The sequence below is a fragment of the Tangfeifania sp. genome, assembly GCF_055108615.1.
In genome coordinates this window covers 17886-39535 of record NZ_JBSQIC010000017.1, presented here as the reverse complement: position 1 = coordinate 39535, position 21650 = coordinate 17886, and the positions used below count along the sequence as shown (strand labels likewise).

Here is a 21650-nt window from a genome sequence, read left to right as displayed (position 1 = left end):
GTGGACAAAAGTAAAAAAAAACGGCTTGCCTGTTATTAAGCAATAATTAAGGATTCCTGCTCAATTGCTGTGATTTTTATTAAAGCATTATCTTTGTCTTATAACTATTAAGTAGCTGGTTCATTTTAACGAAACCTCCTGCTTTTAAAAATTTCAAAATCTATGTTACCAAAAATAAATCCGACAACTACCAGCGCCTGGAAAAAGCTGGAAGAATATTATGAAACCTTCAGCGAAACACACATTAAAAATCTTTTTGAAAACGACAGCAACCGCTTTGAAAAGTATTCCCTGAAGTTCGAAGATATTTTGGTGGATTGCTCAAAAAACTGTTTGGATGATACGGTTAAAACTTCTTTGATTGAGTTAGCCGGCGAGTGTGGACTGAAAAATGCCATCGAAAGCATGTTTTCGGGTGAAAAAATAAATGCCACTGAAAACCGGGCCGTGTTGCATGTAGCCTTGCGTAACCGCAGCAAAACACCTGTACCAGTTGACGGAAAAGACGTAATGCCCGAAGTAAACGCGGTGCTCGACCAAATGAAAGAATTTTCCGAAAAAGTGATTTCGGGTGAATGGAAAGGTTATACCGGAAAAGCCATTACCGACGTGGTAAATATTGGTATTGGCGGTTCTGACCTTGGACCATTGATGGTAACTGAGGCTTTGAAGCCATACAAAAATCACCTCAACCTGCATTTTGTATCCAACGTGGACGGAACGCACATTGCCGAAACACTAAAGAAAGTGAACCCGGAAACCACACTATTTATCGTGGCTTCCAAAACGTTTACCACCCAGGAAACCATGACCAACGCCAACTCGGCACGCAGTTGGTTTTTAGATTCAGCACAAAATGAAGAGTTCATAAAAAGCCACTTTGTAGCCGTTTCAACCAACCAGGAAGAAGTGGCGAAGTTTGGCATCGACACCAAAAACATGTTCCGTTTTTGGAACTGGGTGGGTGGCCGTTATTCGCTCTGGTCGGCCATCGGGCTTTCCATTGTGCTCGGAATTGGTTTCCAAAATTACGTGAAATTGCTGGAAGGAGCCCATGCCATGGACAACCATTTTCGCAATACGGAGTTCGACAAAAACATCCCGGTCATCCTGGCATTAATTGGCATTTGGTACAACAATTTTTACGGTGCCGAAACCGAGGCCATTTTGCCTTACGACCAGTACATGCACCGGTTTGCAGCCTATTTCCAGCAGGGAAACATGGAGAGCAACGGGAAATATGTTGACCGAAACGGCAAACAGGTGGATTACCAGACCGGCCCAATCATCTGGGGTGAACCAGGAACCAACGGGCAGCACGCATTTTATCAGCTGATTCACCAGGGAACAAAACTGATTCCGTGTGATTTTATCGCGCCGGCTGTGAGCCACAACCCAATTGGTGACCACCATCCGAAACTACTGGCCAACTTTTTTGCCCAAACCGAAGCCATGATGGTGGGCAAAACTGAAGAACAGGTGAAAGCCGAGCTTAAAGCAGCAGGAAAAACAGACGAAGAAATTGAATCACTGCTGCCGTTTAAAGTTTTCCAGGGAAATATCCCTACCAATTCAATTCTCGTGAAAAAATTAACGCCCCGCACTTTGGGTTCGCTTATTGCCATGTACGAACACAAAATTTTTGTACAGGGAATAATCTGGAACATTTACAGTTTCGACCAGTGGGGTGTGGAGCTGGGCAAACAACTGGCCAAAACCATTCTTCCCGAGCTGGAAGGCAGCGAAACGGTTACCGGACATGATGACTCTACGAATGGATTGATAAATGCATATAAAGAAATGCGGAAATAAGTACCCTCCGTGTTGATTTTTAAAATAACTTCCATTAATTTGCCAATTATCTAAAAATAACTACTTTTGCAGTCCAAATTTTGAATCGTTCAGGCTCAAAAAGAGGAATCAAAAGTGATTCACGCCTAACGGTGTAAACATTAAAATTGAAATTATGTACGCGATTGTAGAGATTGCAGGACACCAGTTCAAGGTGGAAAAAGACAAAAAACTGTATGTCCACCAACTGGATGCCCAAGAAGGCGACTCGGTAGATTTTGACAAAGTGTTGTTGGTTGACAACGACGGTAAAATTGCCGTAGGAACCCCCACCGTAAAAGGTGCAAAAGTGTCAGCCAAAGTGCTGGAACACGTGAAAGGTGATAAAGTGCTTGTCTTCAAAAAGAAAAGAAGAAAAGGCTACAAAAAACTTAATGGTCACCGTCAGCGGTTCACACAAGTGCAAATTGAAAACATTGTTGGATAACTAAAAAACATTTACCATGGCTCATAAGAAAGGTGTAGGTAGTTCGAAGAACGGACGCGAATCGGAAAGCAAACGACTGGGAGTAAAAATTTACGGAGGTCAGTTTGCCAAAGCTGGTAATATTTTAGTACGCCAGCGTGGGACACAACATTACCCGGGCGAGAATGTGGGAATGGGAAAAGATCATACCCTGTTTTCATTGATCAACGGAACAGTTGTTTTTAAAAGAAAAAGAAAAGACCGCTCGTTTGTATCGGTCGAGCCGCTTGCAGAAGTAGAAACTGCAGTGGCGGAAGCTCCGGCCCCAAAAGCGCCGAAAGCTGAAAAACCAAAAACAGAAGCCAAACCGGCAACTGAAACAAAAGACGAAGCGCCAAAAGCAGAGAAAAAAGCGGAAGCTGCAAAGGCAGAAGCTAAAAATGCCGATGAAAAAGACGACCTCAAAAAACTCGATGGCGTAGGTCCGAAACTGGAAGAAATTTTCAACGGGGCAGGAATTGCAACATTTGAAAATTTTGCTGCAACCCCGGTTGAAAAACTCCATGAAATCCTCGAAGAAGCCGGAAGCCGTTACGCTTCAAAAGACCCGGCACCGTGGATTGAACAAGCCAAAGAACTGGCAAAAGAGAAGTAAAAACATTCAGGGATTAATTCCTGAAAAACAGATAAAAAGAATCTCCTGTCGAAACCGGCAGGAGATTTTTTTTGTAAATTTGTGTAGAAATGAATGTTTTAATCCGGATTTTTTAAGTCATTTATTATGAATATACAAGCCGAAAAAGCAAATATCATAGAACAGTTCAAACAAATTAATGATGTGCATTTAATACACGCCATTAAAAACATGCTCGATTACGCTTCGAAAAAAGAACAGGAAAGTCTTGAAGTTCCTGAAGTTCACCAAAAAATGGTAATGGAACGTTTTGACAGGGTACGCAAAAATCCAGATAGACTTTTGGATTGGGATGAAGCTAAAAAATCATTAAAATCCTGATGAAAAGGTACAAAGTTAAAGTTGAACCTGAAGCTCTTGCCGATATTCAGGAAATTACTGATTGGTATAACGAACAGCAAGCAGGTCTTGGCAAAAGGTTTCAGAAAACAGCTATCAAACACATAAATTCTCTTAGCAGAGACCCGCAAATTTATGCCATTCGTTATAAAGAAATTCGCTGTATTTTGGTTAAGAAATTTCCCTACATGGCTCATTTCCACATTAACGACGAAAACAATACAGTTGAAGTTTTAGCTGTAATCAGCACCGATCGTAACCCCAAAATATGGAAAGAAAAAACAAGTAATACTTAGACATTTCCTCACGAATTTCATTTTACATTTTCTACACTACGGTTGTGCCGTATCATTTATTAAATTTGCACTTTATTTAAACAGGAAGTCATGCTCAACCTTAAATTCATTCAGGAAAATCCGGCACTAATCATCGAGAAACTGAAGCGTAAAAATTTCGATGCCACAGAAATTGTCGGTCAAATCATCGATTTATACCGTCAGAAAAAAAAGTTGCAGAATCAGGCCGACGAGGCCAAAGCCGAGATGAACAAAATCTCGAAAGAGATTGGCCAGTTGTTCCGTGAAGGAAAAACGGAAGAAGCCAACACTGCCAAAGAACGCACTTCGCAACTGAAGGAAAACATCAGAAAGTTTGACGAACAATTTGGTGAAATCGAAAACCGGGTGAACGAATTGCTGGTGCAGTTGCCCAACCTGCCACATGAATCGGTTCCACCGGGAAAAGGTGAAGAAGATAACGAAGTGGTTACTTCCAAAGGGGAACTGCCCAAAATGGCCGACGATGTTTTACCGCACTGGGAACTGGCACAAAAATACAACCTCATCGATTTTGAGCTGGGTGTAAAACTCACCGGAGCCGGATTCCCGGTTTATCGCGGAAAAGGGTCACAACTGCAACGGGCGCTTATCAACTTCTTTTTGGATGAAGCCCGAAAGGCAGGCTACGAAGAGGTGCAGCCACCGCTGGTGGTAAATGAAACATCGGGTTTTGGCACGGGTCAGTTGCCCGACAAAGAGGGCCAGATGTATCATATTACCGGTGATAATCTCTACCTGATTCCAACTGCTGAAGTGCCGGTAACCAACATTTACCGCGATGTGATTCTGGATGCCAAAAATCTGCCCTGCAAAAACACGGCGTACAGCGCCTGTTTCCGTCGCGAGGCCGGTTCGTACGGAAAAGATGTGCGCGGCCTGAACCGCCTCCACCAGTTCGACAAGGTTGAAATTGTGCAAATTGCCCACCCTGATAAATCGTATGAAGTACTAGATGAAATGGTGAAACACGTGGCTTCGCTCGTTGAAAAACTGGAACTTCCCTACCGCCTGTTACGACTTTGCGGTGGCGACATCAGTTTTACCGCTGCGCTGACTTACGATTTCGAGGTTTATTCTGCTGCCCAGAAAAAATGGCTCGAGGTGAGTTCAGTGTCTAATTTCGAATCGTTCCAGGCCAACCGGCTCAAACTTCGTTTCCGCGAAGAAGGCGTAAAAAAGCCGCAACTGGCGCACACCCTGAACGGAAGTGCACTGGCATTGCCCCGGATTGTTGCCGCCCTGCTCGAAAATAATCAGACCCCGGAAGGAATAAAAATTCCGAAGGCACTGGTGCCGTATTGCGGATTTGAAATGATTAAGGAGTAAAAATTCCAAAAAATCAAATAGCAAATCCCAAACCCCGGATTCATAAATTCCAAACATACGGACAATTAAAGTTTGGAACATTAAATAACTGAAATTTGGAATTTAATTGGGATTTGTCATGCCAAATTTGGGAATACTTGTGATTTGTCTTTTGAGATTTGGTATTTCAAGCGATTCATTATCAAAGTCATTTAAAATACCGGGCTTTGAGCTCTTTGGTTTTATTGCTAACTTTGTAATTCCTGTAAAATTAATTTTTATGACACAGAACGCAGGAAACAAATTGGCACATACTATTCTGCGCCAGACCGAAAGGGCTGAGTACTTTTGTACTGTCGAAAATATTTCGCCAAACATTACCGTGCATGAGCTGCGCAAAATATTTAAACGGTTACGGTCATTAATCCGCTTTTATGAACAGGTGCCCGGGAGCGAAGCCAAAAGCATTCGCAAGGAAATTAAACAACTCGGAAAAGCACTTTCTCCACTACGCGAATCGTATGTGAATGCCGAGCTCTTTGAAAAAGAACTGACGGGGAAAAAACTAATTCCGGAACGAAAAATAAAAGACGCAGAAGCAAAACTGCACCGAAAAAACAAAACAGCAATCGATCAAGGTTTCAGGGGAAAAGAAATCTGCAAATCATTCGGCAGTTTTTTTTCAAAACTTGAGTCATCCATTACCGGTTCAGAAAACAGCAAAGTATCAAAAGTTCACCTGGTACGGGAAATCAACATCTCGTACCTCACAGGCTATATTTTTTTTACCGATCTGCCTGACAATGCTGCCCCCGAAGAGATACACTCGCTGCGCAAAAAGTTGAAACGCTTATTTTACCAGCTCGATTTCATACGGTTGATACACCCAAAATATTTTAAAGCCAGATGCGAACAACTCAATATTATTAACGACCACCTGGGATACGATCACGATTTGCATATTTTGGCCGAGGAGTTGCTCCTCCCGGAATACCAATTCAACTCAGAGGAACATCAAATTCTGGAAAATCAGATAGAACACCTCCGCGAAATGAACCAGCTGAAACTTTGGCCCCGGGTGAAACAATTTTTCAGCGAACTGCCCGAAGAATTTGAAGAGAAAACTGAAAAAGCTTTCAAACTGGATTGAAACTTTTGAATTAAAGGCATTTTTTGTTATTCCCTTTTTCCCAGTTCAATTGCAAGCTTATTTATTCATATTATACCATGGTCGAATTCAATTTATCTGATGAACACGATGAAAGAAATATCGGATAAAATCGTGGTTTGTGAATTTTCGCGGCCCCAAACCTTAAAACAAAAGTTTCTTTTGTGGCTTGACCAAAACTTTTCCTACTATTATTAAACTCTTTTCTTCTTCTATTTAAAATCCGCTGTTATTCGAGTTTCTTGTCAGGGCATTCTTCTGTTTTTCCATTTCCATTTCCATTGCCCGTAACTTCCCAGGTATTCCCCGAAACCAGTAAATCATCAACACAGGTAATTTTGCGCTTTTGCTGAACCTGTTCAATTTGATTCTCCATTTCAGTGTCGTAAGCCGGTGACTCAACATTGCGGATAACACCAAAAGCAACCGGAAAATCTGGGAGCCCCATGCTAATGAGCGAGAGATGCACCGAAGGATCGGGATCTGTAGCATCATGCACAAGAATATCATCCTCTGTAATACCGTTTTCGCCAATCTCCACCACTTTCAGGCGCCCGTTCTCCATAACGAGGCCTTTTTCATTTTCGGCACCAAACAACATGGGTTTTCCCTGTTCAAGTATCAGTTGTCTGTCGGCGCGGTGTTCCGGGTCAGTAATCGCCTTATGAACGCCGTTATTATAAATTACACAGTTTTGCAAAACCTCAACCACAGAGGCACCTTTGTGGGCAGCAGCCTGCTGAAAAACCGACTGGCTGACCTTCAGGTTACCATCAATTGTGCGGGCGAAAAAAGTACCTCTTGCACCAACTACCAATTGTCCGGGCACAAATGGGTCTTCAATTGTTCCGAAAGGCGAAGTTTTACTCCTGAACCCTCTGTCGGATGTAGGTGAATACTGCCCTTTGGTCAAACCATAAATCCGGTTATTGAAAAGAACAATATTCAAATCCATATTTCTGCGGATAGTATGAATGAAATGATTCCCTCCAATTGCCATGGCATCGCCATCGCCGGTAACTACCCAAACACTCAAATCGGGGTTAGCCATTTTTACACCGGAAGCAACTGCCGCCGCTCTTCCATGTATGGTATGAAAGCCAAATGTATTCATATAATAGGGGAATCGTGATGAACAACCAATTCCTGATATTACCGCAAATTTTTCTTTAGGAATTCCCATTTCGGCCATGGTTCGTTGCACGGCATTCATAATGGCATAGTCGCCACACCCCGGGCACCAGCGTACTTCGTTTTCGCTTTTAAAATCTTTTATAGTATATTTTTGTTCCGTCATTGCTTATTCCTCCAGTAATTTGTTAACTCCTTGTTTCAATTCAAAAACAGTAAAAGGCAACCCTTTCACTTTATTAAACTGATGATAATTAAAACCCGGAACTTTGTCGCGCAGGTAACTGGCAAACTGCCCCATGTTTAATTCGCAAACAATTATTTTTTTGAACTTGCTGAAAACTTCCCTGGTATTTGCCGGAAGTGGCTTGATATAATTGAAATGAGCCAGGCTTACATTTTTGCCTTCCTCTCTGAGTTCTCTAACTGTACTGATTAAGTGACCATAAGTACCCCCCCAGCCAACTACCAGCACATCGCCGTCTTCATCGCCGCAGGGTTCCAAATCGGGAACCAAATCAACTACCTGCTGAACTTTTTCTTCTCTTATTTCCGTATTACGCTGGTGGTTTTCAGGGTCGTGGCTAACCGTTCCGGTAACATTCTTTTCAAGGCCGCCAATTAAATGTTCAAAACCTTTCATTCCCGGGAAGGCCCAGTCGCGTGCTAAAATTTTTTCATCTCGATTATAGGCCTTGAATGTGGAAGCATCTTTCGCAATTCTTGGTGTGATAGGTGGAAGTTCAGCAACTTTTGGCAGCTTCCACGGTTCGCTTCCGTTGCCCAAAAATCCATCGGTAAGCAGAATAACCGGCACCATTCGTTCCAATGCTATTTTAGCGGCTTTGTATGCATAAAAGAAACAATCGGACGGAGTGGTTGCAGCAAGAATCACAACCGGGCTTTCGCCGTTTCTTCCATAAAGTGCCTGCATCAAATCAGACTGTTCGGTTTTGGTTGGTAACCCTGTGGAGGGGCCGCCGCGTTGCACATTTACAATAACCAGCGGAAGCTCGGCCATAACTGCCAGCCCGATAGCTTCCGATTTGAGCGCCAACCCCGGCCCCGATGTAGATGTGACAGCCAAATCGCCTGCAAATGCTGCTCCAATTGCTGAAGTTATCCCTGCGATTTCATCTTCGGCCTGGTATGTTTTCACCCCTAAATCCTTGCGTTCTGAAAGGGCAATCAAAATTTCGGTCGCAGGTGTAATCGGATAAGAGCCGAGAAACAATTCCAGCCCCGCTTTCTCTGCAGCGGCCAGTAACCCCCAGGCAGTTGCCTGGTTGCCTTTAATATTCCTATACGTTCCGTTTTCAATATTTGCCGGATGCACAATGTAGCTGGGTGTCATGTGCTGCATGTTTAACCCGTAGTTATATCCATCGTGCAAAACCTTAATGTTTGAATCTACTACAACAGGTTTTTTGGCAAATTTCGATCGCAGAAATTCTTCGATATAGTCGAGTGGCCGGTTAAACATCCAGCAAACCAACCCAAGTGCGAACATGTTTTTACTTCTAAGGATGCTTTTATTGTCGAGCCCGAAGTCTTTCAATCCTTCGCGGGTGAGGCTTGAAATTGGCACGGCAATTTTATTGTAATCCTGTAAGTTACACTCCAGAAATGGTTCGTCAGTCTTAAAATTTGCTTTCTTCAAATTCTTTTCTGTAAATGCATCGGAATCATAAATAATGGTTCCGCCTGGTCTCATAAATTTTGCATTTGCTTTAATTGCAGCAGGGTTCATGGCAACAAGCACATGAGCATAATCGCCCGGGGTGCTTATTCTTTTCTCCCCAAACTGCACCTGAAATCCGGAAACTCCACCAACCGTACCTTGCGGGGCCCGTATTTCTGATGGATAATCGGGGAACGTTGAAATGTCGTTACCTAAAAAAGCCGTGGCATCTGAAAACAGTGTTCCGGTAAGTTGCATTCCATCTCCGGAGTCTCCCGAGAAACGGATGGCGACTTCCTCCAGCTGAATCACTTTTGCATCCTTCATTTAATTATATTTTTTGTTCTGAAAATTTCAATCTATAAGCAAAACGATTCCAAAACTAAGTAATCTTAATTTCGGAATCTGCTATACTTTTTTTAATACTAAACTAAAAAAACAAAAATAACCATTATTTAACAAGTCGGGAATGACATATCCAATTATTTAAAGGTTTTAATATATTTGGAATCAATTTAAATTTCAAACAGCAAATGGCACTCATAAAAACATTAAATAACAAAACACCTTTTGTTGGGAAAAATTGTTTCCTGGCCGAAACAGCCACTGTAATCGGCAATGTTGAAATGGGAGATAACTGCAGTATTTGGTTTAATGCTGTAGTGAGAGGCGATGTTCATTACATCAAAATTGGCGACAATACAAACATACAGGATAACGCCGTGATACATGCAACCTACCAAAAATCGCCCACCAACATTGGCAATAACGTGACCATTGCACATGGTGCAATTGTTCATGGTTGCACTGTTAATGACAATGTTATGATTGGGATGAACGCAGTGGTTTTGGACGATGCCGTTATAGAAAGCAACTCCATTATTGCAGCAGGGTCGGTAGTTACCAAAGGAACCGTTGTGAAATCGGGAAGTGTGTATGCCGGAATTCCTGCAAAAAAAATAAAAGAAATAAGCCCCGAACTACTCGACGGAGAAATCAAACGAATTGCAAAGGCTTACGGAATGTATGCCGGTTGGTATAAATGATTATTTTTGAATCAGGAGATCGGTTTCCTTTTGAAATAAAACTGCAAACAGTTAATTTCTTTTGAAAAAAATTAAAAACTTTTCGAACAATCGTTTTCTTTTATCAAAAAGATTTCCTTTTTTCGTAATAAAAACAAAATACCATGATGAAACCAACATTAGTAATTCTTGCTGCCGGAATGGGCAGCCGGTTTGGCGGACTAAAACAAGTTGAACCAGTTGGCCCCAACGGAGAGGCTATAATTGATTATTCCATTTTTGATGCCATACGTGCCGGATTTGGGAAAGTAGTTTTTGTAATTCGGGAAAGTTTTGCCGATGCGTTTAAAGAAAAATTCGGCGATAAACTGGCCGGAAAAGTAGAGGTGGAATATGTGTTCCAGGAACTGGATAATCTGCCGGAAGGCTTTTCACTTCCCGAAGGCCGCGAAAAACCATGGGGAACTGCCCATGCCATCCTTGTAGCCAAAGATGTTATTAACGAGCCGTTTTGTGCATTGAATGCCGATGATTTTTACGGATTCAATGCCTACAAAGTAATGGCCGATTTCCTGATGAATTCTGAAAATACGAATGAATATTCCATGGTGGGGTATAAACTCCACAACACGCTTTCTGATTACGGTTCGGTATCGAGAGGAATTTGCCAGGTGAATGAGAACAACCTCCTGGAATCAATAGTAGAAACAAAAAAAATTCTTAAAAAAGACGGGAAAATTATTTCGATAGAACCCTATGGCAGTGAAAAAACGCTTACCGGCGAAGAAACCGTTTCGATGAATATCTGGGGATTTAAAACCTCCATTTTCGAAGTACTCGAGCAAAAATTTACCGAGTTTCTGAAAAAAGAAATCGATAAACCAAAATCGGAAATGTACATCCCATCGGTTGTTTTTGAATTGATTGATGAAGGCAAAGCTTCCGTTAAAGTACTGAATACAAACTCTCCCTGGTTTGGTGTAACCTACAAAGAAGACAAACCCGTTGTGGTAGAAAAAATTAAATCGCTTATAAAAGAGGGAGAATATCCTCAGGAAATTTTTAAATAAAAACATTCAAATGAATACTGATTTAACTGAAATTGCCGGCAAGTTTCAACTTGATGGGAAAATTGATGAAGTAACACAACTCGGAGAAGGTTTTATTAATGACACATTTATAATTAAAACTGAGGGGGATTCTCCCAGCTACATCCTCCAGCGGAAAAACAAAAATGTTTTCTCGCCAATTCCGGCCATGATGGAAAACATACAGAAAGTATGCAAACACATTAAAGCCAAAGTTGAAAAAGCAGGCGGCGATCCTATGCGCGAGGCGATGACCGTAATTCCTGCACACGACGGTAAACTTTACTACCACGACAAGGATGACGAATACTGGGCAGTTAGCCTGTTCATTGACGACACCATAGCCTACGACACTGCAGAAACACCCGAACTGGCTTATGCCGGCGGGAAAGGAGTTGGTAAATTTCAATCGCAGGTAGCCGATTTGAAAGAACCACTGACCGATATTCTGCCCGGGTTTCATAACATCAGAATCCGTTTTGAACAATGGGACGATGTTTTACAGCGCGACCCGGTTGGACGGAAAGCCAAAGTTCAGGAAGAAATCGACTGGATTGACAGCAGGCGCGAGGAAATGCTCAACTTCTGGAATCTGGTTGAAGACGGAACAATTCCTACCCGGGTTAGTCACAACGACACCAAAATCAACAATATCCTTTTCGACAAAAACGGCGAGGTACTTTGTGTTATCGACCTCGACACCGTGTTGAACAGCACTGTTTTAAATGACTTTGGCGATGCCATCAGGTTTTATACCAATACCGGAAAAGAAGATGATGAAAACCTGGATAACGTGACGATGGACATGGAAATTTTCAGGGCATTTGCCAAAGGATACCTCGAAGAAGCGGCTTCATTTCTTACTGAAAAAGAACTGGAATACCTGGCATTTTCAGCAAAATACATCACTTACGAACAAGTTCTCCGGTTTTTGATGGATTATATTGATGGCGACAACTACTACAAAACCAAATCGGAAGACCACAACCTTGTACGCACAAGGGCACAGTACAAACTACTTACCGATATGGAGGAGAAGTTCAATGCCATGAATGACGCGGTAAAGGAGCTGGTTCAGTAAGAAAAAATCAAAGATGAATAGTTTGGGCAGTTACTTTTTTACCTAAAAAAAGTGCTGCCTGATTTTCAAAATTTTCGGCCGATTCAGTTGTCAGAAATTCAAGTGCCCCTGTTTTAGAAATTTTTTCATCAATTTCCGAATGCCTGCTGAGGTAATCGATTAGTTTCCCGGCTACAATTTCACCCTGTTCCAGTATCTGAATTCCGTCAGGGACAAATTTCCGGATAACCTGCCCAAGCAGTGGATAATGCGTGCAACCCAGAATCAGTGTGTCAATATCTTTATCTTTTTGAAAAATATTCTGAATGTTTTTTCGCACAAAAAATTCAGCGCCTTCCGATTCAATTTCATTGTTTTCAACCAGAGGCACCCACATTGGACAAGCTTCCTGGACTGTTGATTTAACTTTCCCTTTCGACCACTTTTCCAATTCAATGGGATACGATTCAGAGGCAACGGTACCCGATGTTCCCAGAACCCCTACATGTCCGTTTCGGGTAATTTCAGCCACCCTTTCCACGCTGGGCCGTATTACTCCAAGCACCCTGCGGTCGGGTCCAATTTTAGGTAAATCGAGCTGCTGAATATTACGCAGCGCTTTTGCCGAGGCCGTATTGCAGGCAATTATCACCAGGGGGCAATTCTTTTCAAAAAGATATTTTACAGCTTCCAAGGTATATTCATACACTACTTTAAATGAACGTGTTCCGTAGGGAGTGCGGGCATTGTCTCCCAGGTAAAGAAAATCGTAACCGGGGAGTTTTTTCAGCAATTCTTTTAAAACGGTTAACCCGCCATAGCCTGAATCGAAAACTCCAATGGGTGCATATTCCATAAATAAATATTGTTGTATTAACGTTCAACTGCCAGGTTATAAGCTTTATCGTAATATTCACCGAGGTTCGACCAGTCGAAATGCAGAGACGCTTCTTCACATTGATAACGCAAGGCAATCCGTTCGCGCCGTGTCATTCCAACAAACCGGAACATAATTTCGGACAGCTCTTCGGCCGCCCGGTGAAAGTCCCTGCTTTTCCGGTCGATAATAAACATGCCTTGTTTTTCGTGGTCCTGAATATACCGCGAAACATAATCGCCAAAACCGGCCAGGTTACTTGTAACCGAAGGCAATCCGCTGGCCAGGCACTCGAGTGGCGTATATCCCCAGGGTTCGTACATGCTGGGGAAAATGCCGAGATGGCAACCCCGCACAAACTGGTTGTAATCCATTTTAAAAAGCGGGTTGGATGTTGAAATAAAATCAGGGTGATAAACCACTTTAACTTTATCGTATTCGTTGTTCACCAGGTTGGCTGTGCGCAGGAAATTCAAAACCTGATCTTTGGAATCGTCGATTAAGGTATGTGTAACTATTTTGGGCAGGTTCTTCGATTTCCATGTTTGAACATTCCGCCTCAGTTTCAGGCGCAGGTAATCATCAACCATCTCTTTCAAATCAGGAAATTCGTAAGCCCCGTTCGATGCGGTTATGTTAGTATATAATCTTCGTCCCACCTGCGTTTTTATTTCCTCACAAACACGCTGAATATCTTCAATCATTGCCTTGGAGTGCAACACTTCAGTATTAAATGAATAATAGGGCTGTTTAGTAATAAAAAAAGATACCACTGTCACTTTTGAATTGGCCTGCTGCATTTTGTAGTTCAGGCGGGCAAGGGCTTCGAGTGTTAAATCGTATCCTTTATTATGATATTCGTACCTTCCTGATGTAAAAAAATAAAGCGTGTTATCCAAATCGAAGGAGTAGCTCTGAAAAAAGTGCCCCATCACAAAATCATGGATTTTTTCTTTAAACTGAAAATGCTGGTTCTGCACCTGGTGCAATGCTTCAAACCGTTCGATATTCAACCCGTTCGGGAGAATCATATCAGGAGTTCGGCCAAGCAGGTGAGTGCATTCGCGGCCGGTAAGTTCACTAACAGTTGTAAACACGTGGGCACCATGTGCCGAAGCGCGCTCAATTTCCACAATGGGCTTCACATTAAAATTATTGGCTTCCACCTCCCAGTTGTAAAAAGGGAGATGGTCGTAAAACCGGTTGTCATTCATTGCCAGATAGCGCCCGAGCAGAGTGGCATGCGTTGTAAAAACAATTTTAATGTCCAGGTTTTCTTTTCTGAGGCCCGGAATTGGCAGGCCTGCCATCCATTCGTGAAAATGGGCAATCACTTTGTGGTTACTGCACAATTCGGAACCACACAAAAAGCGTAAAAACTCTTTCACCTGAAAACCGAAGGCTGCCACTTTATCGAGCAGTTCGTCCTGTCCGGGCAGTGAAATATGATAGTCCTGCAAAACGAAATGTTTAATTTCCCCCAGTTTATCAAAAACAGAAAAAGGATTGAAAAGAACCACATTGGGCCTTCCGGAAACAATCCACTGACCGTAATGCACGTCGAAACCACGTTCCTGCATTTCCAGCACCGCCTTACCAATCGGCGTGGAAAAATCGGTAGCCGGGTCGAAATGGGCAGCAGCCTGTTCCTCGAAATACGGGCCGATTAAAAAGTAATTCTCCTTTCCCCACTTTTGTATAGCCGATGGCACTTTCGAGCGAATAACGGTATAAATACCCCCTACCTGGTTGCACACTTCCCATGCTATTTCAAATAAAAATGTATTCTCAGGAATACGGATTTCATTTGCATCTGCACTATTTTTATCAGTTGTCATAGGTCCAATTTTGATTCATAAACGTATTCAATAAATATAGCTTGAATTCATTTGACAACCAACAAAAATGGAGCGAAAATCAGGTAAGAAAACCTGTTGTTAAAGCATTTCAGAACGGTTATATCGAATATCCCGGCTGGTTTTCAAAACAGAAAAGTGCAAAAATCAATTCAGTTTTCGTTGTTACAAAGCGGTTTATAACAAAAAACCTGCGTGGCTTTCCACACAGGTTATACTATTTTTGTTTATTTTTTTTAAACTGATGTTTAGTTGTTGCTGAGCCCCAACTCTTCTTTTACAAGCGGAAGTAAATCCATACTTTGATTTGATTTGTAGAGAACAACTCCTGCACCTGCATCGAAAACATAAATAAGCCCTTGCTCTTTTGCTACTTTTGCAATAGCGTTTTCAGCTTTATCGAAAACAGGTTGTAACAACTGACCTTGTTTTTGCTGCAACTGCTGCTGGGCAGTTTGCTGGTAATTTTGCATGCGTTGCTGAAGGTCTTGCAATTCACTAATTTTAGCATTTCGTTTCACCTCAGATGCCTCTTCGCCCAATTGTTCCAATTCCTGCAATTTTTGCTGGTAGTTTTGCTGCATTTCGCCCAAAACATCCTCCAGCTCGGTTTGAAAAGTATTAAAATCGGTTTCGGCAGTTGCTCTTTCAGGCATCACCTGTACCAGTGCCTGCAAATCGATATGGCCGAATTTTAATTCTTGTGCACTTGCCGTTGCAGTAACTCCCAACAAAACCAGCAGTGTAAATAATTTCATTAAATTTCTCATAGTCAACGTAATATTAAATTTTTGGTCACAAATATAATTATTTATTATTTATATCCGAGTTTTTGCAACACTTGATCACTTAAATCATACCGTGGGTTGGTGTAAAACAGTGTGGTTCCGGCTGCTTTGTCGAAAATAACAGCATAACTGCCTTCGTTGGCAATTTCCTGTACTGCGGCAAAAACATCGTCCTGAATAGGTTTAACAAGTCCCTGCCGTTTTTGGTATAAATCCCCCTCGGGACCAAAATATTTTCGCTGTAATTGTTTGTATTCTTTCTCTTTCGAAATAATTACATCTTCGCGTTTGCGTTTCATGTCTTCCGAAAGCAACACACTTTCGGCCTGAAAATCCTTATACATCTGTTCAATTTCTGCATGCATTCCTTCCAGCTCTTTCTGGTATTGCGCCGAAAGTTGATCCAGCTGTTCCTGTGCTGCCCTGAACGAGGGTATGTTTTCAAGGATGTAACCTGAATCGATATAACCATATTTTTGGGCAAGTGTTGCTCCTGTAAACAGAAGTATCGAGGCAATGGTGAATATTAATTTTTTCATGGCAACTATTTTTTTAATTCAACTGACTTTTTACATATCATATTTTGTGCCAAAACCGTAGCTATCAGAACTGCTGGCCAATAACAAAATGGAACTGGCTTCCGTTGGCATCAGGCGACCAGGGTACTTCATCAAAACCATACCCCCAGTCAATTCCCATTAAGCCAAACATTGGCAGGAAGATTCGCACTCCAACACCCGCCGAACGATACAACTTAAATGGGTTGTAGTTCTGGAAATTCATATTGGCATTACCGCCTTCGAGGAAGCCAAGTGCATAAATAGTTGCGCTCGGTTTCAGGGTAACCGGATAGCGCAATTCCATAGTGAACTTAGAATACATATTAGAACCACGTCTTTCGCGACTCAGGCTGTAATCTTTATAACCCCGCAGAGCGATATAATCAGTTCCATAAATATTATACCCCGACATTCCGGAACCTCCCACAATAAATCCTTCGAATGGGGAAGGCCTGTAAGGATCATAATACCCCAAAAATCCCATTTCCACGGCTGTGCGCAACACCAAATTGCTGTTTCTGCTTAGCGGGTTATATACCTGCCCCTTAAACAGCCATTTGTGGTATTCAATCCACTTGTATTTCTCTTTATTTGAAATATCGGGAGAGCTGTAATCTTTCCCGCTAAGCAATGAATAAGGAGGGGTTGCTTTAAGTGAAAGCGAGAATTGGGAGCCCCTGCGCGAGTACAGTGGATTATCCACGGAGTTGCGGCTAAAAACAGTTTTCACACTAAAGTTATTGAACGAACCGTTCACCTGCTCGCCGGGCTCATCAGCCAGAAAATAAAACGTATTTCCCATATTCTGGAGCCGGTAGTGCTCCATTGATAATTCATGATAAACAGTAAAATAATCATCCGGGAAGGACAGACGGTAACCATACCCCAGAGCCACTGCCGTGGTTTCCCAAATCTGGTCATTTTCCTCGTTTTTGTCTTCTGCATCGTAATTATAAGTGTACTGCGGGTATCCACCATAGCCACCATAACCGCCATAAGGTGAATATCCATACCCCCCGTAACCACCATAACCATAAGGAGAGTAGCCGTAGCTGCTACCGTACCCGTAAGGAGAATAACCGCCATAGCCACCATAAGGACTATAGTTTTGATAATATTTATTGGCGCTGTAATTTATACGGGAGTGCGAAAGCGAAAGTGAGAAAGAATTTGGTTTTTTGCCTCCCAGCCAGGGCTCCACAAACGAAAAACTAACAGTACGGTAGTAACGGCCACTGGTTTGGTAACGCAAACTCAGTGTTTGGCCATCGCCGGTAGGAAGTGGACGCCATGCTTCTTTATTTAAAATGTTACGAACCGAAAAGTTGGCAAATTTTAATCCAATAGAACCCACAAACATACCAGCACCCCAGCCTCCTGAAAGTTCAATCTGGTCATTGGCTTTTTCCTGAAGCTGGTATTCAATGTCAACCGTTCCATCTTCGGGATTTGGCTGAACATCAGGATTAATGGCTTCAGGATCGAAATGTCCCAACTGGGCCAGCTCCCTCACCGAACGGATGATAGCTTCCTTGCTGAAAAGATCGCCCGGATAGGTACGCAGTTCACGACGGGCAACATGCTCGTGTGTTTTGGTGTTACCGGTAATTTTCACCTCATCAATTGTGGCCTGTTTACCCTCCCTGATGCGCATTTCATAATCGATAGTATCGTTGTTAATGTTTACTTCAACGGGCTGAAGATCGAAGAAAAGATACCCGTCGTTCAGGTAAAGGTTGTTAAGCCCCTGTTCCTGGTCGAACAACTGTTTCTCAAGTATCGCCTGGTTAAAAACATCACCTTTTTCAATACCGAGATAATTATTTAACTCCTTCGACGAATAAACAGTATTGCCTACCCATTTAATATCGCCAAAGTAATATTTGTCTCCTTCATCAATCCAAATCTCAACATTTACCCTGGGTTTATTCTTGCGGCCCACTTCAACCTGATAAACAGTATCATCCACAATCATGGCATCGCGATACCCTTCTTCATTGTATTTGGCAATCAGGTTAACTTTATCCTTTTCATACTCTTCCCGAAGGAATTTTTTGGTCTTGAAGAAGTTTTTCAGCTCTTTGGCATTGGTTTTTTTCATGGCCCGCTCAAGAACCCTGTCGCTGATGGCTTCGTTGCCATGAATAATTACATCGTTAACTTTTACTTTCTCTTTTTTATCAACGTAAATATCGAGTATAATGCTGTTATTTTGGGTGGTGTCGTCGCGCTGAACAATATTGACCTCGGTATTCAGAAAACCTTTTTCCAGAAAAATATTTTTAATTGTGCGCTCGGCGTTGTTCACCTGGTTGTCGGTAATCTGGCTGCCTTTGAGCAGCAATACTTTTTCGGTAATATCATCTTGCTCCGATTTTGAAACGCCATAGAAATTAACATCTGAAAGCCTCGGCCGTTCCTGCAAATAGATATCGAGCCATATTTCATCATCAACAACCTTCAGGGCTGTAATTTTCACATCGGAAAACAAGCCTTGCTGCCAGAGTTTTTTTATGGCATTGGTGATTGCTTCACCGGGCACTTCAATTTCCTGGCCAACGGCTAAACCTGAAAGTTGAATAAGCACTGTTTTATCGAGGTATTCTATTCCTGAAATCTGAATATCAGCAATTGTATAAGTACGCGGGCTGGAATAATAAATAGAAAAATTGCTTCCCTCATCAATTTGTGAAAAAGCTCTCGGGGTTATTACTACCAAAAAAAATAACAGGAATATAATTTGCTTTCGCATTCTGATCATCATAAAATTATGTAAATAACTGTTCACTGATTTTTCCAAATCTTCGTTCTCTGTTTTGAAAATCATAAACTGCCTCAAACAAGTCTTCTTTCCTAAAATCGGGCCATAATTTCGGTAAAAAATACAGCTCTGCATAGGCTATTTGCCAGAGTAAAAAATTACTAATCCTGTACTCGCCACTGGTCCGAATTAATATTTCGGGGTTTGGCAGGTGCGAAGTTGACAGGTATTTTTCGAACAGTTTATCGTCTATGTCTTCGGGATTTAATTTTCCGTTTTTTGTTTCGATGGCAATTTTACGGGCTGCATCGGTAATTTCCCATTTCGAGCTGTAACTAAGTGCAAGAATCAGGTTTAACCCGGTGTTTGATTTCAGGGAGTCGATGCAATCGTTCAATTTTTGGGTTACCTGTTTGGGTAATTTTTCCAAATCTCCAATTGCGCCCAACCGAACATTGTTTTTCATCAAATTGTCGGTTTCATTTTCAATGGCATGCACCAGCAATCCCATCAGGGCATCTACCTCATTTCTTGGCCTTCCCCAGTTTTCGGTGGAGAACGCATATAGTGTGAGGTATTTTATTCCAATTTCGCCGGCACCCTCCACTGTTGAACGCACGGCATCCACTCCGTGCTCGTGCCCCTGAATGCGGGCACTGCCGTGTTTGGCAGCCCAACGGCCGTTGCCATCCATTATAATGGCAACGTGTTGTGGAATTTTCTCGGTATTTAATTTCTCTTTAAACGATTTCATTACCAGTATTTCCTGTCGTAAGCCGGGCAGGCTTTTTTGTTCAGGTAAATTTTATAAGTTACATGAACGCCCAAATATCCCGGCCAGTCGTTATTATGCAAAAAATCGGTATATTTAATTGTTTCCGCATTCACTGCATTGTTTGTTGTACTGAACGATAAAGGATCGTCTAAATCATCCAGTTTGTCACTTAATATTTTTCTCATCAGATATTCAGCTCCAATCCCTATGCGCTCGCCAACATTAAATTTTACACCAAAACCAAAAGGTATTGTTGGTGCAATAACTGATTCTTGTACTTCATTTCCGTTCACAACCAGGGGATGATTCCGATTGATATTAGACAATACATCTAAACTCCCCGGGTTATTTGGATCACCAGAACTTAAAAGTTCATACGGAAAATACATCACTCCCAAGCCACCCATAATATATGGTGTAAAAGGAGTTTTCTTCTCTCCCAGTATGTACTCCAGGTAATTGATTTCAACAGACACCGACAGGTCCTGGGCCGTTTTTTTAAAATGCCACGGCACACTTTCAACAATTCCGTCGGCTGAAAAAGTGCCGTTTAAAAACATCAGCCTCAACGCGGCGCGTTTGTTAAAATTATACCTGAAATAACCCCCATAATTTAAATTGAACGTTTGCAAAGGCGGAGCCTCTTTTACGTCTCCCCAATAAGTTGATGAACCTCCCCAAATACCTATGTCAGCTGTTTTTTGGGCAAAACCTGAAACAGTTAGAACAACTGCTATAAACACCAATACAATTTTTCTCATTTGGTATTCCAAATCGTTTATTCAACAATAGTCCCAGGCATGTTACAGGCCGGTGAATCTGATAATTGTGATTTATAGCGAATTAATCAATTTTTTAAAGGTTGATTTAGCACTTGTTTTCCCCTGTAAAAACGCGAAAAAACTTTCACAACCACCTGACTTCAACGAACTTACCTTGCTTTCCCCTTTATTATTCAGCTTTCAAGAGGTACAAAAGTAATATAATTCTAAAAATAACATACCCGAATGTTATTATAAAACCCAAAGAAAGATTAAAAATTGTTAAGCTTGCCGGAATATTTAATTTCGCTTGTCGTATCCCCACATCAACTTGTTTCTCAACGTATTAAAGAAATTCTGCCCGGGAAACTGAAGTGTTTTTAATGTAACGTTTGCTTTTTTAATTTTCAGTTCGGTGGAAAATTCAACCGCCTCCGAACGGTAATCGAGCGATGTAAGAAAATGGGTGCCCCTGCCATCAACCTTCAAATTAATTTCATATTTATCGGGGACTACAACCGGGCGGATGGTAAGATTGTGAGGTGCCAGCGGGGTAATCACAAAGTTCTCGGAATCGGGCGTGAGAATTGGCCCGCCAACACTTAGCGAATAGGCAGTTGAGCCGGTTGGCGTGGCAACTATCAATCCATCGGCCCAGTAATTATTCAACAACACCTCATCGCACATCGAGGTAATTCTAATCATTGAAGAAGAATCTGACTTAAACACGGCCAGCTCGTTGAGCGCATAGTTAAATTCAGGAGTGTCACCATTATTGTATTCCACCCGAAGCAACGACCGTTCAATAACAGAATAGTTATTATTGAAAATATCGGCAAGTGCCCTTTGGACATGATCTTTCGATACATCGGCCAAAAAACCGAGGCGTCCGCTGTTTACACCAACAACGGGAATATCGAAATTGCGGATATTAACTACCGAGTGCAAAAACGTGCCATCGCCACCAATACTGAAAATGAAACTGTTGTCAGTGTCGAAATCGGCGTATGATTCAAAAAATGAGGTGAAATATGGTTTTGTTCCAAGGTTTTCGGTCAGGAAATTATAAAATGGCCGGAAAAGCTGAACTTCAATGTCTTCCTTTTCAAAAAAACCAAAAAATTCTTGTAAAACAGGTAAAAAACTTTCGGGAACGGAAATTCCAAAAACGGCAACTTGCATCAAT

Annotated in this window: 20 protein-coding genes; 10 read left to right on the top strand and 10 right to left on the bottom strand. The window is 41.9% G+C overall.

The genetic code is table 11. The annotated features are described in order from the left end of the window. The first annotated feature begins 162 nt into the window (after positions 1–162). The 7 genes from pgi (at position 163) to ACTCNA_RS05740 (ending at position 6083) form a co-directional block, all read left to right on the top strand. Positions 163–1812 carry a glucose-6-phosphate isomerase gene (pgi, locus tag ACTCNA_RS05770; protein ID WP_462946949.1) on the top strand — a complete coding sequence of 550 codons (1650 nt, stop codon included), beginning with the start codon at positions 163–165 and terminating at the stop codon, positions 1810–1812. Between the two features lie 154 nt (positions 1813–1966). Continuing rightward, a complete protein-coding gene (rplU, locus tag ACTCNA_RS05765; RefSeq protein WP_462946948.1) occupies positions 1967–2278 on the top strand; it encodes a 50S ribosomal protein L21 in 312 nt (103 codons plus the stop codon). Between the two features lie 16 nt (positions 2279–2294). Continuing rightward, the gene (gene rpmA / locus ACTCNA_RS05760; RefSeq protein WP_462946947.1) at positions 2295–2912 is read left to right on the top strand and encodes a 50S ribosomal protein L27; all 618 of its coding nucleotides are present in this window, start codon (positions 2295–2297) and stop codon (positions 2910–2912) included. Positions 2913–3038: 126 nt separating this feature from the next. Continuing rightward, positions 3039–3272: a hypothetical protein gene (locus ACTCNA_RS05755; RefSeq protein ID WP_462946946.1), complete on the top strand. Its 234-nt coding sequence runs from the start codon at positions 3039–3041 to the stop codon at positions 3270–3272. After that, a complete protein-coding gene (locus tag ACTCNA_RS05750) occupies positions 3272–3586 on the top strand; it encodes a type II toxin-antitoxin system RelE/ParE family toxin (protein ID WP_462946945.1) in 315 nt (104 codons plus the stop codon). The genes ACTCNA_RS05755 and ACTCNA_RS05750 overlap by 1 nt, the downstream gene beginning before the upstream one ends. A 90-nt stretch (positions 3587–3676) precedes the next feature. Continuing rightward, a complete protein-coding gene (gene serS, locus ACTCNA_RS05745) occupies positions 3677–4954 on the top strand; it encodes a serine--tRNA ligase (protein WP_462946944.1) in 1278 nt (425 codons plus the stop codon). Between the two features lie 259 nt (positions 4955–5213). Next, complete coding sequence (locus ACTCNA_RS05740; RefSeq protein ID WP_462946943.1) at positions 5214–6083, top strand: CHAD domain-containing protein; 870 nt, start codon at positions 5214–5216, stop codon at positions 6081–6083. Positions 6084–6330: 247 nt separating this feature from the next. Here ACTCNA_RS05740 and ACTCNA_RS05735 read toward each other — a convergent pair whose 3' ends face one another. Continuing rightward, on the bottom strand, positions 6331–7398 hold the full coding sequence (locus ACTCNA_RS05735) for a 2-oxoacid:ferredoxin oxidoreductase subunit beta (protein ID WP_462946942.1): 1068 nt from the start codon (positions 7396–7398) through the stop codon (positions 6331–6333). A gap of 3 nt (positions 7399–7401) precedes the next feature. Beyond that, on the bottom strand, positions 7402–9240 hold the full coding sequence (locus tag ACTCNA_RS05730) for a 2-oxoacid:acceptor oxidoreductase subunit alpha (protein ID WP_462946941.1): 1839 nt from the start codon (positions 9238–9240) through the stop codon (positions 7402–7404). Between the two features lie 206 nt (positions 9241–9446). Here ACTCNA_RS05730 and ACTCNA_RS05725 point away from each other — a divergent pair, with 206 nt between their 5' ends. From ACTCNA_RS05725 to ACTCNA_RS05715, 3 genes are all read left to right on the top strand, one after another. Then, entirely contained in the window at positions 9447–9959 is a 513-nt protein-coding gene (locus ACTCNA_RS05725; protein WP_462946940.1) for a gamma carbonic anhydrase family protein, read from the top strand. 143 nt (positions 9960–10102) lie between these two features. Then, on the top strand, positions 10103–11008 hold the full coding sequence (locus ACTCNA_RS05720) for a nucleotidyltransferase family protein (RefSeq protein ID WP_462946939.1): 906 nt from the start codon (positions 10103–10105) through the stop codon (positions 11006–11008). Between the two features lie 10 nt (positions 11009–11018). Further along, on the top strand, positions 11019–12107 hold the full coding sequence (locus ACTCNA_RS05715) for a phosphotransferase enzyme family protein (RefSeq protein ID WP_462946938.1): 1089 nt from the start codon (positions 11019–11021) through the stop codon (positions 12105–12107). A 7-nt stretch (positions 12108–12114) separates the two neighbouring features. On the opposite strand, the gene murI is transcribed toward ACTCNA_RS05715, so the two are convergent. The 8 genes from murI to ACTCNA_RS05675 all read right to left on the bottom strand — a co-directional run bounded on the left by murI (position 12115) and on the right by ACTCNA_RS05675 (position 21646). Beyond that, positions 12115–12942: a glutamate racemase gene (gene murI, locus ACTCNA_RS05710; RefSeq protein WP_462946937.1), complete on the bottom strand. Its 828-nt coding sequence runs from the start codon at positions 12940–12942 to the stop codon at positions 12115–12117. Positions 12943–12959: 17 nt separating this feature from the next. Next, positions 12960–14801, bottom strand: a complete 1842-nt coding sequence (locus ACTCNA_RS05705) for a glycosyltransferase (protein WP_462946936.1) — start codon at positions 14799–14801, stop codon at positions 12960–12962. Between the two features lie 266 nt (positions 14802–15067). Next, the gene (locus tag ACTCNA_RS05700) at positions 15068–15577 is read right to left on the bottom strand and encodes an OmpH/Skp family outer membrane protein (RefSeq protein ID WP_462946935.1); all 510 of its coding nucleotides are present in this window, start codon (positions 15575–15577) and stop codon (positions 15068–15070) included. Positions 15578–15633: 56 nt separating this feature from the next. Next, a complete protein-coding gene (locus ACTCNA_RS05695; RefSeq protein WP_462946934.1) occupies positions 15634–16146 on the bottom strand; it encodes an OmpH/Skp family outer membrane protein in 513 nt (170 codons plus the stop codon). 64 nt (positions 16147–16210) lie between these two features. Further along, positions 16211–18919 carry an outer membrane protein assembly factor BamA gene (gene bamA, locus ACTCNA_RS05690; protein WP_462946933.1) on the bottom strand — a complete coding sequence of 903 codons (2709 nt, stop codon included), beginning with the start codon at positions 18917–18919 and terminating at the stop codon, positions 16211–16213. 16 nt (positions 18920–18935) lie between these two features. After that, positions 18936–19682: an isoprenyl transferase gene (locus tag ACTCNA_RS05685; RefSeq protein WP_462946932.1), complete on the bottom strand. Its 747-nt coding sequence runs from the start codon at positions 19680–19682 to the stop codon at positions 18936–18938. Next, positions 19682–20464 (bottom strand): type IX secretion system protein PorG, encoded by a 783-nt coding sequence (porG, locus tag ACTCNA_RS05680; protein WP_462946931.1) that lies wholly within the window; start codon positions 20462–20464, stop codon positions 19682–19684. Before porG ends, ACTCNA_RS05685 begins: the two co-directional genes overlap by 1 nt. 300 nt (positions 20465–20764) lie before the next feature. Further along, the gene (locus tag ACTCNA_RS05675; RefSeq protein ID WP_462946930.1) at positions 20765–21646 is read right to left on the bottom strand and encodes an NAD kinase; all 882 of its coding nucleotides are present in this window, start codon (positions 21644–21646) and stop codon (positions 20765–20767) included. Positions 21647–21650 lie beyond the last annotated feature (4 nt).